The organism is Massilia sp. CFBP9012 (genome assembly GCF_034045115.1).
Classification (GTDB): Bacteria; Pseudomonadota; Gammaproteobacteria; order Burkholderiales; family Burkholderiaceae_D; genus Telluria.
This window is the reverse complement of record NZ_JAXCWM010000001.1, coordinates 164,964-179,963: the sequence shown is the minus strand read 5'-3', so window position 1 is coordinate 179,963 and position 15,000 is coordinate 164,964. Positions and strand designations below refer to the sequence as shown.

Annotated in this window: 10 protein-coding genes; all 10 read left to right on the top strand. The window is 67.2% G+C overall.

Going from position 1 to position 15,000, the window contains the following annotated elements:
* The first annotated feature begins 6 nt into the window (after positions 1 to 6).
* The 10 genes from SOM61_RS00730 to SOM61_RS00685 all read left to right on the top strand — a co-directional run bounded on the left by SOM61_RS00730 (position 7) and on the right by SOM61_RS00685 (position 14,983).
* Positions 7 to 777, top strand: a complete 771-nt coding sequence (locus tag SOM61_RS00730; protein WP_320472294.1) for an ABC transporter permease — start codon at positions 7 to 9, stop codon at positions 775 to 777.
* The gene (locus SOM61_RS00725; RefSeq protein ID WP_320472293.1) at positions 777 to 1,985 is read left to right on the top strand and encodes an MFS transporter; all 1,209 of its coding nucleotides are present in this window, start codon (positions 777 to 779) and stop codon (positions 1,983 to 1,985) included. The genes SOM61_RS00730 and SOM61_RS00725 overlap by 1 nt, the downstream gene beginning before the upstream one ends.
* A complete protein-coding gene (locus SOM61_RS00720) occupies positions 1,985 to 2,794 on the top strand; it encodes an ABC transporter ATP-binding protein (RefSeq protein ID WP_414674923.1) in 810 nt (269 codons plus the stop codon). Before SOM61_RS00725 ends, SOM61_RS00720 begins: the two co-directional genes overlap by 1 nt.
* Positions 2,795 to 2,963: 169 nt before the next feature.
* Complete coding sequence (locus SOM61_RS00715; RefSeq protein WP_320472291.1) at positions 2,964 to 4,070, top strand: acyltransferase family protein; 1,107 nt, start codon at positions 2,964 to 2,966, stop codon at positions 4,068 to 4,070.
* 336 nt (positions 4,071 to 4,406) lie between these two features.
* Complete coding sequence (locus tag SOM61_RS00710; protein WP_320472290.1) at positions 4,407 to 7,073, top strand: TonB-dependent receptor; 2,667 nt, start codon at positions 4,407 to 4,409, stop codon at positions 7,071 to 7,073.
* Between the two features lie 109 nt (positions 7,074 to 7,182).
* Complete coding sequence (locus SOM61_RS00705) at positions 7,183 to 9,099, top strand: MFS transporter (RefSeq protein WP_320472289.1); 1,917 nt, start codon at positions 7,183 to 7,185, stop codon at positions 9,097 to 9,099.
* A 17-nt stretch (positions 9,100 to 9,116) separates the two neighbouring features.
* Positions 9,117 to 10,340, top strand: a complete 1,224-nt coding sequence (locus SOM61_RS00700) for an ABC transporter substrate-binding protein (RefSeq protein WP_320472656.1) — start codon at positions 9,117 to 9,119, stop codon at positions 10,338 to 10,340.
* Between the two features lie 38 nt (positions 10,341 to 10,378).
* A complete protein-coding gene (locus SOM61_RS00695) occupies positions 10,379 to 12,940 on the top strand; it encodes a family 20 glycosylhydrolase (RefSeq protein ID WP_320472288.1) in 2,562 nt (853 codons plus the stop codon).
* 77 nt (positions 12,941 to 13,017) lie between these two features.
* Complete coding sequence (locus tag SOM61_RS00690) at positions 13,018 to 14,304, top strand: ABC transporter substrate-binding protein (RefSeq protein ID WP_320472287.1); 1,287 nt, start codon at positions 13,018 to 13,020, stop codon at positions 14,302 to 14,304.
* Positions 14,276 to 14,983: a response regulator transcription factor gene (locus SOM61_RS00685; protein WP_320472286.1), complete on the top strand. Its 708-nt coding sequence runs from the start codon at positions 14,276 to 14,278 to the stop codon at positions 14,981 to 14,983. Before SOM61_RS00690 ends, SOM61_RS00685 begins: the two co-directional genes overlap by 29 nt.
* The last annotated feature ends 17 nt before the right edge of the window (positions 14,984 to 15,000 follow it).

The window sequence follows — 15,000 nt, the reverse complement described above, 5'->3', positions numbered from 1 at the left end:
TTGACGATGAAACCGATATGGCAAGCCGCCGGCGCCGCGCTGCGGCCCCTCGTGCTGCCGGCGATCCTGCTGCTGGCCTGGCAGTGGGCGTCCGGCCGCGGCGCCAGCGCCGCCTATGTGTTCGTGCCGCTCGAACAGCTGTGGACCGGATTGCAGGAGCTGCTGGCCGACGGCACGCTGGCGCTGCACGTGGGGGCCAGCCTGGAGCGCGCCCTGACGGGGCTGGTGTGCGGCGCGCTGCTCGGCATCGCGACCGGCACCCTGATGGCGCAGTCGCGCGTCGCCGAGCGCCTGGTCGGGCCGCTGTACCACACCATCCGCCAGGTGCCGCTGCTGGGCCTCGTGCCGCTGATCGCCCTGTGGGCCGGCAGCGGCGAATTCGCCAAGCTGCTGATCATCGGGATCGCGGCCTTCTATCCGACGGTGCTCAATACCTTCGAGGGCATGCGCCAGGTGGACCTGCGCTACCGCGAGGTCGGCGCCATGCTGACGCTCACCCGCGCCCAGACCTTCCGGCGCGTGCTGCTGCCGGCCGCGCTGCCGGCCATCATCACCGGCGTGACCCACGCCCAGGTGTTCGCCTGGCTGGCCTGCCTGGGCGGCGAGCTGCTGTTCGCCGCGGCGCCGGGCATCGGTTCGCTGCTGCTCGCCAGCGAGCAGACCGGCCGCATGGACGTGGTGCTGCTGTCGGTGCTGGTGATCTCGCTGCTGGCACTGGTGCTGAACCTGCTGTTCACCCGCGCGGCGCGCCTGCTGGTGCGCGGAAGGTCGGCCTGATGAGCGACCTGACGAGCGGCGCCGGTCCGGTCAGCGCGTCGCTGTTCGCGCCGCAGGAGTTGCGTCGCTTCCTGGTCGGCTTCATCGGCCTGACCATGCTGTCCGGGATGACGATCGGGATGAACAAGGTGCTGGCCACGATGTTCGGCCTGCACCTGGGTGTCACCAACTTCCAGCTGGCCCTGATCAGCAGCGCCGAGACGGCCGCCATGGCGATCGGCACCTTGCCGGCCGGGCGCATCCTCGCGCGCGGCAACCCCAAATTCCTGTACGCCGCCATCAGCCTGACCTTGTCCGGCCTGTTCTGCATCCTGCCCTGGCTGCCCGGCTGGCAGTGGGTGGCCGTGCTGATGTTCCTGGTCGGCCTGTGCATCGCGCTGCGCATCGTGGCGATGAGCACCGTGTTCCTGGTGCGCCTGCCGGAGCTGGGGCAGGGCAAGGCCGGCTGGTACAAGGGCACCCTCATGCTCGGCATCCAGTTCGCCGGTCCGCTGACGGGTAACTACGTCATCGCGCACCTTGGGCTGACGGGAGGCTTCTATGTGTCTGCGGCGATGTTCGCCATCCTGGCGCTGCTGGGCTGGCAGGTGCTTCCGGACCATACCGGCCATCGCGCCCAGGGCAAGGGCGCCGATGCGTCGGGCTGGCGCGAGCTCCTGCGCCTGCCGGTCGTGCGCACCACCTATCTGTTCGAGGTGCTGGCCAGCTTTACCGCTTCCAGCGTGGGCGTGTTCTCGATCCTGCTCGCGATCCAGGTGCTGCACTGGCCGCAGGATCACGCGGTCTGGCTGATGGCGGTGCAGGGCGTCAGCTTCGTCGCGGTGCTGCTTGGCATGGGCAATGCTGTGCTGGGCAGCCGCCACCGCGACCGCATCTATGGCGCCGCGCACCTGGCCATCATTGCGGCCTTGCTCTTGCTTGGACTGTATCCGACGACCCCGGCTTATCTGGTCGCATCGGTCCTGCTGGGCCTTGGGCTGGGCGTAAACGCCCTGGTCAATACCAGCCGCATCGCCCATGCGCCGGTCGACAAGGCGCGGGTATCGGCCCACCTGACCCTGTTCGGCATGGCCGCCGGCACGCTCGGTGCGCTGGCCGCCGGCCGGCTGGGCGACCTGGTCGGCCTGCGCAATGTATTCCTGCTTTGGACCCTGCCGTGGCTTGCGGCCTGGCTGTTCTATCAATTGAAACAAGGAGAAAGACCATGATGCTCGCCACCTTGCCTGATACTCGCAGTCCGCTGGCGCAAGCGCCGCGGCGCGGCGCCGGCCTGCGCATCGAACATGTCAGCAAGTCGTTTCCGCTGAAAGGCGAATCGCTGCTGGTGCTGGACGATATCTCGTTGACGGTCGAACCGGGCGAGTTCGTCGCCATCGTTGGCGGCTCCGGCTGCGGCAAGTCGACCCTGCTGCGCCTGCTGGCCGGGCTCGATCCCGACTACCAGGGCGCGCTGCTGCACGACGATGTCCCGATCGAGGGGCCGACGCTGGAACGGGGGCTGATCTTCCAGGATCACCGCCTGTTCCCGTGGCTGACGGTGGAGCAGAACGTGGCGATGGCCTTCACCAATACCGATGTTCCCGCCGCCGAGCGCCGCAGCCGGGTGGCGGCCGAGATCGCGCGCGTGGGCCTGGACGGTTTTGCCGGCGCCTATCCGCACCAGCTCTCGGGCGGCATGTCGCAGCGCGCCGCGATCGCCCGCGCCCTGGTTGGACGGCCCGACGTGCTGCTGCTCGACGAACCCCTCGGCGCGCTCGACGCCCTCACGCGCCTTCACATGCAAAAGGAATTGCGCCGCCTGTGGCAGGAAGAGGGCATCACGATGCTGATGGTGACCCACGATATCGAAGAGGCGGTGTATCTCGCCGACCGCGTCGTGGTGCTCGAGGCGCGCCCGGGCCGGGTGCGCCGTATCCAGGACGTGCCGCTTGCGCATCCGCGCCAGCGCCGTGACGCCGCCTTCGTCGCGCTGCGCGATGGTTTGCTGGCCGATTTCGGCGAGCGCGAAGAGGGATAGGGCCAGCGCAGCCCTCTGTAAAGAAGTGTAAGCCCGTCAGCGTCGTCCTGGTTCGCGAGTCGTTTGAAATCAATGACTTGCGAAATCCAGGCGGCATTACCGAAGCCATTGCAGCTTGGTGTTTCCGCGTGTTACGGTCGAAACCGTCACGTCACCCGGAAACCCCGAGATGCCACCTTCTAACCCTTCCCGCAATCTTTCGATCGACGTCCTGCGCGGCCTGACCCTCGCCCTGATGATCGTCGTGAACACGCCCGGCAGCTGGGGTGCGCAGTATGCGCCGCTGGTGCACGCGCCATGGCACGGCTACACGCTGACCGATCTCGTGTTCCCGTCCTTCCTGTTCGTGGTGGGCTGTGCGCTCGCCCTGAGCATGAAGAAGCTGGCGGCCATGGACGATGCATCCTTCCTGCGCACGGTATTCCGGCGCGGGGCCCTGATCTTCCTGTGCGGCTTCCTGCTGTACTGGTTCCCGTTCTTCACGTCCGACGGCGTCTTCATCCCCTTCGATGACGTGCGCGTCATGGGCGTCCTGCAGCGCATCGGCCTGTGCTACCTGGTCGCGGCCCTGATCGTGCGCTACGGCGGCGTGCGCGGCGCGCTGGCTGTCGGCGCGGTCCTGCTGCTCGGCTACTGGTGGGTGCTGTGGCAGTTCGGTGACTACACCCTGGCCGGCAACGCCGTGCGCACGCTCGACCTGGCCGTGCTGGGCGCCTCGCACATGTACACGGGCGATGGCATGCCCTTCGACCCGGAAGGCATCCTGAGCACCTTGCCGGCCGTCGTCAACGTCCTTGGCGGCTACCTTGCCGTCGCCTGGATCGGGCGCAATGGCCGCGGCCTGCGCACGGTGGCGACGCTGCTCGCTGCGGGCGCCGCCTGCATCCTGGTCGCCCACGGATGGGATGCCGTCCTCCCGATCAACAAGAAGCTGTGGACCAGCTCCTACGTCGTGGTCAGCGTTGGCTGGAGCCTGTCGCTGCTGGCCGTGCTGGTGTGGGCGATCGACATGCGAGGGCTGCGCGCCGGGACGTACTTCTTCGACGTCTTCGGCAAGAACACGCTGTTCATCTACATGCTGTCGACGCTGGGCGTGGTGGCGCTGGTGCGCCTGCGGGTGGGTGGCATGTCGCTGTATCAGTGGCTGTACCAGGAGGCGATCCTGCCCTGGAGCGAGCCGGTCCTGGCGTCCTTGCTGTTCGCGCTGGGTTATATGCTGGCCTGCTGGATCGTGGCGTATGCGATGGACCGGCGCGGCATCTACGTCAAGCTCTGAGCGCCTTGTTGCAATTGCGGCACAGCGCTCTGTAATGAATTGTAAGGTTTTGAATACTTGTCTCGCTTGAAATCCCATGCCTCAGGGATTTCCCGGCGAAAAATCCCGCGCAACGTAAAGAAGTGTAAGCGCTGGATGATCGTCCAAGGGGAAAACCCATATAAATCAGATGCTTATGAGTATTCCGGCGCATCCGGTGGCCTCGTTTGGCCTGCCTTGGCAACGGTGCTACTGTCAAAACATGCAACGAAGAAAGTGGAAACGACAGCAGCACACAGCCAGGTGGGATCACTCGAGATGACGGCATGACCGTCACGCTACCAAAAGGAAAACAGCATGCTTGAATCGAACCGCAGGAAGACCTTGATCAGTTCCGCTGTCGCAGGCGCCCTGGCGCTGCTGACCGCGCCCACTTCGGCGCAGGAGGCGGCGGCGCAAGTCCCGCCGCCAGCCCCCGACTCCATCCAGGAAGTGATGGTCACCGCCACCCGCTACAGCACTTCGCTTCTGAAGACCCCGGTCGCGGTGTCCGCCGTGACCCAGGAAGAGTTGACCCGCAAGGGTGTGGTCAATATCAAGGCGCTGACCGGCGACATCCCGAACCTGCAGCTGGGCGGCGCGGTCGACGGCAGCTCGGGCGTGCAGATCGCGATCCGCGGCGTTTCCAATTCGGACTTCACCGAGATCGGCAATCCGGCTGTCGGCCTGCACGTCGCCGGCATCTATTCGCCGCGGCCGCAAGGCGCACTGGCGCTGCTGTTCGACCTGGATCGCCTGGAAGTGCTGCGCGGCCCGCAAGGCACGCTGTTCGGCCGCAATTCCACTGGCGGCAGCATCAACATCATCCCCAACAAGCCGGTCATCGGCAGCAAGGAGGGCAGTGTGATGCTGGACGTCGGCAACTACAACCAGCGCCAGCTCTCGGTGGTCCAGAACCTGCCGGTCAACGACCGCTTCGCGCTGCGCCTCACCGCCAGCGGCGTCAAGCGCGATGGCTGGATCGACCAGCGGCGCGACGACTACGATGTGAACATGCCCTCGAAGGGCTTCTACGCCGACGGCATTCCCGATACCGACCAGCGCCTGAACCGCGACGTGGGCAAAGGCGACTACTACACCAACCGCGACCAGTGGGCGGCGCGCATCTCGGGCCTGTGGAAGGTGACGAACAACTTGCAATGGCTGGTGGCGTTCGAGAACTACCAGAACAACGATGCGGGCGACATCGCCATGAAGGATTGCGACCAGGCCGCCGGCACGGCGTATGCCTGCACGGGCGGCAAATACAGCGTGGCGATCAACATCCCGGGCATCACCGATATGTCGATCCGCACCGCGCGCTCGAACCTGGTGTGGAACGTCAATGCGCAGACCGACGTGGAGTACAGCTATGCGCACGCGATCCAGCGCCGCTTCCAGCAGCAGGACAGCGACGGCGGCTACCATCCGATCGAGGCCGACGTGGACGCCACCGCCACCAGCATCGGCGACCGCTGGCCGGTGTATGACAACGGAACGTACACGCTGAACTCGAAGTTCGCGTCCGACGTGCACGAGCTGCAGCTGCGCCAGAACTTCGGCAAGCTGCGCTACGTGGCCGGCCTGTTCTACATGAAGGAGAAGAACACGCTCGACTACGGCCAGGACTTCCGTGGCGGCGGCCCCAATGGCTACCCGACCGCGAACTTCTACCACCAGCCGCACCGCATCTCGGAATCGAAGGCCGTCTTCGCCCAGGCCGACTGGGAATTCATCCCAAAATGGACCTTTACCGCCGGTGTGCGCACCAGCCGCGACGAGCGCGAGGACGCCAACGGACAGTTCTGGGAAGCCTATGGCGCCGACTACTTCAATGGCCTGTACACGCCCGGCGCCCCTGGCACGCCGGGCTGGCAGGGCATCGATTCGAGCATGCTGTTACCGGGCATGGGCGCCTATTACGGCAGCGGCGCCTTCCCGGCCGCGGCCTCGATCAGCAACCACAAGGACGCCTGGCGCAAGACCACCGGCCGCCTGGGCCTGACCTGGCAGGTCGATGCGCGCAATATGTTCTACACCTCGCTGTCGACCGGCTACAAGGCGGGCGGCTTCAACGACCGCTTCAACCTGTGCGGCAATATGCTGGACCCGAACGGTGTGCCGTATGACTGCGCCACCGGCCCGAGCGGCCCGCAGTACTCCTTCCTGCCGTACAGCCCAGAGACCGTCACCAACCTGGAGTTCGGCTACAAGGGCAAGATGCTGGACGACCGCCTGACCCTGTCGGCCACCCTGTTCTACAGCCGTTACAAGGACATGCAGATGACGGGCCAGCACACGGTCGGCCAGAACAAGCGTCCCTGCGCCGCAGACGATCCGGGCTGCAATGCGGTGATCAGCTGGTGGTCGACCCGCAATATCGGTCGCGCCAACATCAAGGGGCTCGAACTCGAAGGCCAGTACCGCCCATGGCGAGATGCGCGGCTCACCTATTCGGCCTCGCTCCTTTCGGCCAAGGTGGCCGACTACCACACCTTCAGCGACGACCTGGGTTGCGGCTCGCGCCTGGCCCAGGGCATCACGCCATGCCCGGATTATTACTCCGGTCCGGATACCTCCCTGTCCCAGCTGCGTCCATACAATGTGGTGGGCAACCGCCTGCCGTACTCGCCGCCGCGCACGATGAACCTCTCCTTCTCGCAGGACTTCCACTTCAGTAATGGCTGGATGCTGACGCCGTGGGTCCAGGCGCGCTGGCAGGACAAGATGTTCTTCAACCTGCGCAACCTCGACGAAGCCCACCTGTCGAGCGTGCAGGGCGCCTATGCCCAGGTGGACGGTTCGCTGCGCCTGAACGGTCCGGACGGCGACCGCTACCCCTGGTATGCGGAGCTGTACGTGCGCAACGCCTTCGACAAGCGCGCCAAGACCTGGGCCGGCATCGGCGGCCCGGACGAGCGCTTCACACTGGCGTCCTACAACGATCCGCGCATGTTTGGACTGCGGGTAGGCACGTCCTGGTAATGGAAAGCCGTCGTGTGAAGTAGATGTATAGTTATCAAGCAGCCGCGCGCCGTAGACCGCGCGGCTGCGGTCCTGGAACACGAAGCATAGATCAAGGCGAAGGCAAGGAATGGCCAACGAAAACAAGCAACGCATGCACCTGTTCTTCCTGACGGCGATCTGCGGCCTTGGCGGGCTGCTGTACGGGATCGACATCGGGATCATCGATCCAGCCTTGCCCTACCTGCACCGGGCCACCAGCCTGACCGAGGGCCAGCTGTCGCTGGTGGTGGCGGCCGTGATGGCCGGCTCGATCCTCGGCTCGGTGGTGGCCGGCATGCTGGCAGACTGGCTCGGCCGCAAGCCGATGCTGGTGGTGAGCGCGCTGCTGTTTGTCGGCAGCGTCACGGTGATCTACCTGTCGCAATCCTTCGTGCCGCTGCTGCTCGGGCGCCTGCTGCAGGGCCTCTCCGGCGGCGTGATCGCGGTCGTGGTGCCGCTGTACCTGGCCGAATGCCTGCCGGCCGACCGGCGCGGCCGCGGACTTGCACTATTCCAGTTTGCCCTCACGGCCGGCATCGTGCTGGCCGCCTTCATCGGCAACCATTACCTGGGCAATGCCGAACTGGCGATCCAGGCCGCCGGCAGCGACGCCGTCGCCGCGACCGCGGCCGCCGACCACGCCTGGCGCAGCATGTTCATGGCGGTGGTGTATCCGGGCGCGCTGTTCCTGCTCGGCTGCCTGTTCGTGTCCGAATCGCCGCGCTGGCTAATGCGCAAGGGCCGCACCGAGCAGGCGCGCGCCGTGCTGGGGCGCTTGCGTCCGGCCAGCGCCTGCGCGTTCGAGGTCGACGAGATCCAGGCCTCGCTGGCCGAAGAACGCGCGCGCCCCAAGCTCTCGCGCGGCGCCGCCCTGGCCGAGATGTTGACCGAGCGGCGCTATGTGCTGCCGTTCGTGCTGGCCTGCGTGATCCTGGGCTGCAACCAGGCGACCGGCATCAACTCGCTGCTGCAGTTCATGTCGACCATCCTGCAGCATGCCGGCCTCGATCCGGTGAGCGCGGCCAGCCATGGCACGGCGATCAAGATCCTGAACATGGTGATGACGGTCGGCGCCATCGTGCTGGTCGAGCGCAAGGGGCGCGTCTTCCTGCTCAAGATCGGCACCGCCGGCATCATGGTCTCGCTATGCCTGCTGGCGCTGCTGTTCCATCGCTTCGAGTCGGAGCGGGTCGACGTGCACGCCGAGGTGGCGGCGCTGGTACGTGATAATGCGCTCGACCTCAACCTGGTCGACGCCAAGCTGGGCAATGCCGCCGGCCCGGTGCAGCTGACGATCCTGTATCAGTATGGCGAGGCGCAGCAGGTGGCCGAAGCCTATACGCCGACCGCCGAAGCCCAGGCGGTGCTGGCGCGCGAGGTGGCGCTGGCGGCGACCTTGCCGCCAGCCCAGCGCGCCTTGCTCGACGGCGCCCGCGCCGCCTGGAGCGGCCGCGGCGACCCGGCGGCGCTGGACGCGGCCCAGCAGATGATCGCCGGCCTGCCGGCCGAAGCGCGCGCCACGCTCGACGCCGCGCGCCGGGTGTACATGGCCCAGCGGGTATCGGTGCAGCCGCCGAAGGGGCTGCCTGCCGGCGTGCCCCTGGAGATCGTGCGCGCCACCGTCGGCCCCACGCCGGACGAACGCAGCGGCCAGCTGGCGGCCCTGTTCATCGCCTTCTTCATCGCCTCGTTCTCGATCGGCCCCGGCGTGTGCGTGTGGCTGGCCCTGTCCGAGCTGATGCCGACCCGGATCCGTTCGGTGGGCATGGGTGTGGCGCTGCTGATCAACCAGGGCACGGGCACGCTGATCGCCGGCGCCTTCCTGCCCATCGTCGGCCACTTCGGCTACCACATGATGTTCCTGTTCTGGGGTGCCTGCACCGCCATCTACTTCATCACCGCCACCTTCTTCCTGCCCGAGACCCGCGGCAAGTCGCTGGAAGAGATCGAGCGCTTGTTCGCGGAGCCCAAGGCCAAGCGCGGCGCGGCAGGGCAGCACGGGTGAGGCGACTCCTGAACGGCATGCTCGGCGCGCTGCTGGCGGCGGCTGCATTGCCGGCCACTGCCGGCACCCTCGTGATCGAGAGCTGGCGCGTGGACGACAAGGCCTTGTGGGAAAACGTCTTGCTGCCGGCCTTCGCGCGCCACCATCCCGACGTCACGGTGAAGTTCGCGCCAAGCGCGCCGACCGGCTACGACGCCGCGCTGGGCGCGCGCCTGACCAGGGGCACGGCGGGGGACCTGATCGCATGCCGGCCGTTCGACGTGTCGCTGGCGCTGTACCAGGGCGGCCACCTCGAGCGCCTGGACGGCAAGCCGGGCCTGCAGAATTTCGACCGATCGAGCCTGGTGGCCTGGCAGACCGACGATGGCAAGGACACCTTCTGCATGCCGGTGGCCTCCGTCATCCACGGCTTCTTCTACAACAAGGACATCTTCCGGCGCCACGACCTGCAGCCGCCGCGCACGGTGGACGACTTCTTCCGCGTGCTCGACGTCCTGAAAAAGGCGGGGGTGACGCCGCTGGCGCTGGGCACGGCCGAACAGTGGGAATCGAGCCAGATCGTCTACACGAATATCGGCCCGAATTTCTGGCGCGGCGAAGAGGGGCGCAAGGCCCTGATCGCCGGGCGCGCGAAGCTCACCGACCAGCCCTTCATCGACGCGCTCGATTTCACGGCGCGCCTGGGGCGCTACCTGCCGGCGGGCGCGGCAAAACAGACCTATGCGGCCAGCCAGGCCAGGTTCGCATCGGGCGGCGCGGCAATCTATCCGGCCGGTTCGTGGGACATCGCGCACTTTGGCCGCACACCGGGCCTGGCGCTGGGCGTGTTCCCGCCGCCGCTGCCCAGCGATCGCGCCGCCTGCCACATCTCGGACCATATGGACCTGGGGCTGGGCGTGAACCGCAATTCGAAGAACAAGGAAGACGCCTACAGATTCATGGCCTGGGTGGGGTCGCAGGAATTCGCCGACCTGTACACCAATCGCCTCACCGGCTTCTTCACCCTGTCGCACCACCTGATCGCGGTACGCGACCCGGTGGCCAAGCAGATGGCCGAATGGCGCAAGCGCTGTGCCTCGACGATTCGGGTCAACGCCCAGGTGCTCAATCGCGGCCAGCCGAGCATGGAAGGCGAACTGTGGAGCGTGACCTCGCAGGTATTGAACGGCAGCCTGGCGCCGAGCGATGGCGCCGTAAGGCTGCAGAACAGGGTCGAGCAAGGCCGACCAGGGCAAAAATGATATGGACGAGCGCGCATCTGCGCAATAAGGAGACACTCTTGGGCAAGACAAAGATGGTTGGCGGCGCCGTGGCGTCGACCCTGATGGCGGCCATGATGGCCTTCGCGTTGCCGGCGACAGCGCAAGAGGCGCAGACTGCGGCGACATCCGCCGGCGCCGTGGCGAGCGGCGCGAAACTGCACCTGCAGTGGGAGCTGCGGCGCCCCGTGGCGGGCGCCCGGCTGCCGAAGGGGACGTCGCCGGCGCGCTTCACGCTGACCAACCGCGACACCCAGGCCCTGCCGGCCAAGGGCTGGTCGCTGTACTTCAATGCGATCGACCGCATGCCGAAAGGCGTGCAATCGGGCGGGATCCTGCTCGAGCAGATCGCCGGCGGCCTGTTCCGCCTGTATCCCGGCCCCGGCTTCAAGGGCCTGGCGCCGGGACAGACGATCGCCTTCGACTACCAGCATTCGGATTCGGTCTACACCTCGTCGAAAGCGCCGTCGGGCCCCTACCTGGTGTATGACGCCGCGCCCGATACCGGCGTCGCGCTGGCCTACAGCGTCGTGCCGTTGGCGCAGCCACCGCAAGCCGGCGTGAAGGACAGCCCGCACTCGCTGGTGACGCCGCAGGATACGTACGAGCGTAATGCGCGCGCCGCGTTACTGCCCGCGTCTGCGGTGCCGAAAGTCTTGCCGACGCCATTGCAGCTGGACGCCGGGAAGGGCGCGCTTGCGCTCAAGGGCAAGCCGAAGGTGGAGGCGTCATCGAACCTGGCCATTGAGGCGGCGCTGGCGCGCTCCTTGTTCCCGGCCGACTTGCCGGCAAATGGCGGCCCCGCGCTGCGCCTTTCCGTAGGCAGCGTGCCCGGCCAGACCTCGCCCGAAGCCTACCGCCTGACGATCGCGGCCAATGGCGGCATCGCCATCGTCGGCAACAGCGCGGCCGGCGTCGCCCACGGCCTGCAGTCGCTGCGCGACCTGATGCCGCTGCCGGGAACGAAGTCGCCGGCGCTGCCCGAATTGACCATCGTCGACGCCCCGCGTTTTGGCTACCGTGGCTTCATGCTGGACGTGTCGCGTAACTTCCATGGCAAGGACACCGTGTTCAAGTGGCTCGACCTGATGGCGCGCTTCAAGCTGAACAAATTCCACTTCCACCTGACCGACGACGAAGGCTGGCGCCTCGAGATCGCCGGTCTGCCCGAGCTGACCGACATCGGCGCCGTGCGCGGCCATGCCGCCAAGCCCGGCGTGCGCCTGCAGCCGGCCTATGGCTCCGGACCCGACCCGAAGGACCCCAGCGGCAGCGGTTACTTCACCCGCGACGAGTACAAGGAAATCCTGCGCTATGCACAGGCGCGTCACATCGAGGTGATCCCCGAGATCGAGATGCCGGGCCACGCGCGCGCCGCCGTGCAGGCGATGGAATCGCGCTACCACCGCCTGAAGGCGGCAGGCGACCCGGACTACGCGAAGTATCTGCTCAACGACCTCGAAGACCGCTCGGTATACAAATCGCCGCAGCTGTTTGGCGACAACGTGATCAACCCGGGCCATGAGTCGAGCTACACCTTCATCGAACACGTGGTGGACGAGGTGGTCAAGCTGCACCGCGAGGCCGGCGTGCCGCTGTCGACCATCCACATGGGCGGCGACGAGCTGGCCCACGGCGCCTGGGAAAAATCGCCAGTCAGCGCCGCCATGATGAAGAAGCACAATCTGGAAACCGTGGTCGACCTGTGGGATTATTTCTACGACCGTGTCGATGGCATCCTGCGCAAGCATGGCGTGTTCATGTCGGGCTGGGAAGAGCTGGCCGCGCGCCAGACGATGCTCGACGGCAGGCCCAAGCTGATCCCGAACCCGCGCTTCCCGGAACGGGGCTTCTCGGCCTATGTGTGGAACAACACGGTCGGCAACGAAGACCTGGCCTACCGCCTGGCCAATGCCGGCTACGACATCGTGCTGACGCCGGTAACGCGCATGTATATGGACATGGCCCACAACGCCAATCCGGATGAACATGGCGTGAACTGGGGCGCGTACGTTGAACTGGACACCGTCCACGACTTCATCCCGCTCGACATCAACAAGAACGCGCCCGAGGCAGCGCGCATCGGCAAGGACCGCCTGACCGACTACGGCAAGCGCCGCGTGCGCGGCCTGCAGGCCAATCTGTTCGTCGAGACCGTGCTCGACCCGGCGCGCATCGACTACCTGGTGATGCCGCGCCTGGTGGCGGTGGCCGAGCGCGGCTGGGCGGCGGATCCGGCCTGGGCCCGCGAGAACGATCCGGCCAAGGCAGACGTCTTGCACCGCGCCGCCTGGACCGGATTCGTCAACGCCCTCGGCCAGCGCGTGCTGCCGCGTCTCGACCTGGACGGCTCGAAGGTGGCCTACCGCATCGCGCCGCCGGGGATGATCGAGGAGGGCGGGCAGGTGAAGGTGAACCATGTCCTGCCCGGGATGGTGCTGCGTTACACGGTCGATGGCAGCATCCCCAATGCGGGCAGCCCGGTCGTGAACGGCCCGATCGCGGCGCGTGGCACGATCCGCGCCGCCGCCTTCGATCGCAACGGCAGGATGGGCCACGTCGCCAGTATCGAACGGCACTGATGCCCTTGTTATAATCGGTGCTTTCAGCGGGATCGTGGGTGATGGCGTCGATGAAGAATGTGGCCTGGCCTGGTGTCATGAGATGGGCGTTGGCCCTGGCCTGCACCTGCGCCGCCGCGCCTTCTGTCGCCACCCCCGGCCCTGGCCTGCAAGTGCTGCACTGGTGGACCTCGACCAGCGAACGCAAGGCCGCCGACCTGCTGGCGACCCGGCTCGCCGACGAAGGCATCGCCTGGCAGGACGCCGCCATCCCCGGTGGCGCCGGCCTTGGCGCCGGCAAGGTCCTCAAGGGCAGGGTGCTGGCCGGCGACGCGCCTGAAGTGACCCAGCTGATCGGCCCGTCGATCGCCGAATGGGCCGACCTGGGCCTGTTGCTCGAACTCGACAAGGTCGCCGATTCTGGCGATTGGGCCGGCTTCCTGTTCCCGACCATCCAGCAGCTCGTCGTCCACCGCCGCCACGTGGTGGCGGCGCCGCTCGGCATCCATCGTGTCAATACGCTGTACTACAACCGCCCGCTGTTCGCCCGCCTCGGCCTGACCCCGCCTGTGACGTGGAGCCAGTTCGAGGACGTGGCGCGGCGCCTGCGCGCGGCCGGCGTGGCGCCGCTGGCCCAGAGCAGCGAGGCCTGGCAGGTGGCGGCCCTGTTCGAGAACCTGGTGCTGGCCGAGAGCGGGCCGGCCTTCTACCGCGAACTGTTCGTGCAGCGCAGCCCGGCCGCGGCGGCGGACCGCCGCACCCACGAGGCCTTGCTGCGCCTGCGCACCATCAAGGGCTGGCTGCAGGACGAGATCGACGAGCGTCCCTGGCCCGAGGTGGTGCGCCGCTTCGCGCGCGGCCAGGCCGGCATGATGATCATGGGCGACTGGGCCAAGGCCGAGCTGGCCGAGTTCAAGGCGCTGCCCGACCGCGACTTCGGCTGCGCTGCGGCGCCTGACACCGCCGGTTATCACCTGTACAGCGTCGACACGCTGGCCATGTTCGCGGGCGACTACCGCCAGATGGCGGCCCAGGAAAAGATGGCGCGGCTGATGGTGGCCCCAAGCGTGCAGGCCGGCTTCAATGCGCTCAAGGGCGGTGTGCCGGTGCGGCGCGATGCCGATCCCGCCGCCATGGACAGCTGCGCGCGCCAGTCGTGGACCGTGTTCGCGCGCGGCGCCGCTGTCCAGGCGCCCAGCCTGGTGCACCGCATGGCGCTCGACGAAGCCAGCCGCGACGCCATCATCGCCGAGGTGCACCGCTTCTTCCTGGACGACCGCGTGCCGCCGTCCCAGGCCCAGCGCCGCCTCGGCGCGCTGTTCCGGCTATTCAATCTCAAACCTCTTGGAGTGGCAGGTGCGCAAGATACTGATCGTGGACGATGACCAGAAGACCCGGGAACTGCTCAAGACCTACCTGGAAAAGAACCAGTACGAGGTGATCCTGTCGCATGACGGCGAGAGCTTCCTGGCCGCGCTGGCCGCCCAGGCCGACGGCCTGTGCCTGGTGATCCTGGACGTGATGCTGCCCGATACCGACGGCTTCATGCTGTGCCGCCAGGTGCGCCAGCGCTCCAATGTGCCGATCATCATGCTCACCGCCAGCTCGGACGAGACCGACCGCATCGTCGGCCTGGAGCTGGGCGCAGACGACTACATCGCCAAGCCCTACAGCCCGCGCGAGCTGCTGGCCCGCATCAAGGCGATCCTGCGCCGCTCGGCGCAAGATACGCCGGCCGCGCGCTTCTACCGCTTCGTGGGCTTCACGCTCGACCTCACCGAGCGCAAGGTGCTCGATCCCGACGGCGCCCAGGTGGCGCTGACCGGGCTCGATTTCCAGCTGCTGAAGTATTTCGTCGAGCACCCCGGCATCGTCCTGGATCGCGGCCTGCTCTGCGAAGAGACGCGCGGGCGCGACGTCGGGCCGACCGACCGCTCGCTCGACGTCCAGGTCAGCCGCCTGCGGCTGCGCCTGAACGACGACGGCAAGCAGCCGGCGCTGATCAAGACCGTGCGCGGCGCCGGCTACGTGTTCTCGGCCGACGTCAGCGTGTCCAGTGTCTGACGGGCTTCTGCGGCGCC

What these genes read in the sequence shown, in the direction of transcription:
- SOM61_RS00725 (WP_320472293.1), top strand. Translation starts at nt 777, where the DNA reads ATGAGCGACCTGACGAGCGGCGCCGGTCCGGTCAGCGCGTCGCTGTTC.
- SOM61_RS00720 (WP_414674923.1), top strand. Translation starts at nt 1,985, where the DNA reads ATGCTCGCCACCTTGCCTGATACTCGCAGTCCGCTGGCGCAAGCGCCG.
- SOM61_RS00690 (WP_320472287.1), top strand. Translation starts at nt 13,018, where the DNA reads ATGAGATGGGCGTTGGCCCTGGCCTGCACCTGCGCCGCCGCGCCTTCT.
- SOM61_RS00705 (WP_320472289.1), top strand. Translation starts at nt 7,183, where the DNA reads ATGGCCAACGAAAACAAGCAACGCATGCACCTGTTCTTCCTGACGGCG.
- SOM61_RS00730 (WP_320472294.1), top strand. Translation starts at nt 7, where the DNA reads ATGAAACCGATATGGCAAGCCGCCGGCGCCGCGCTGCGGCCCCTCGTG.
- SOM61_RS00710 (WP_320472290.1), top strand. Translation starts at nt 4,407, where the DNA reads ATGCTTGAATCGAACCGCAGGAAGACCTTGATCAGTTCCGCTGTCGCA.
- SOM61_RS00715 (WP_320472291.1), top strand. Translation starts at nt 2,964, where the DNA reads ATGCCACCTTCTAACCCTTCCCGCAATCTTTCGATCGACGTCCTGCGC.
- SOM61_RS00700 (WP_320472656.1), top strand. Translation starts at nt 9,117, where the DNA reads ATGCTCGGCGCGCTGCTGGCGGCGGCTGCATTGCCGGCCACTGCCGGC.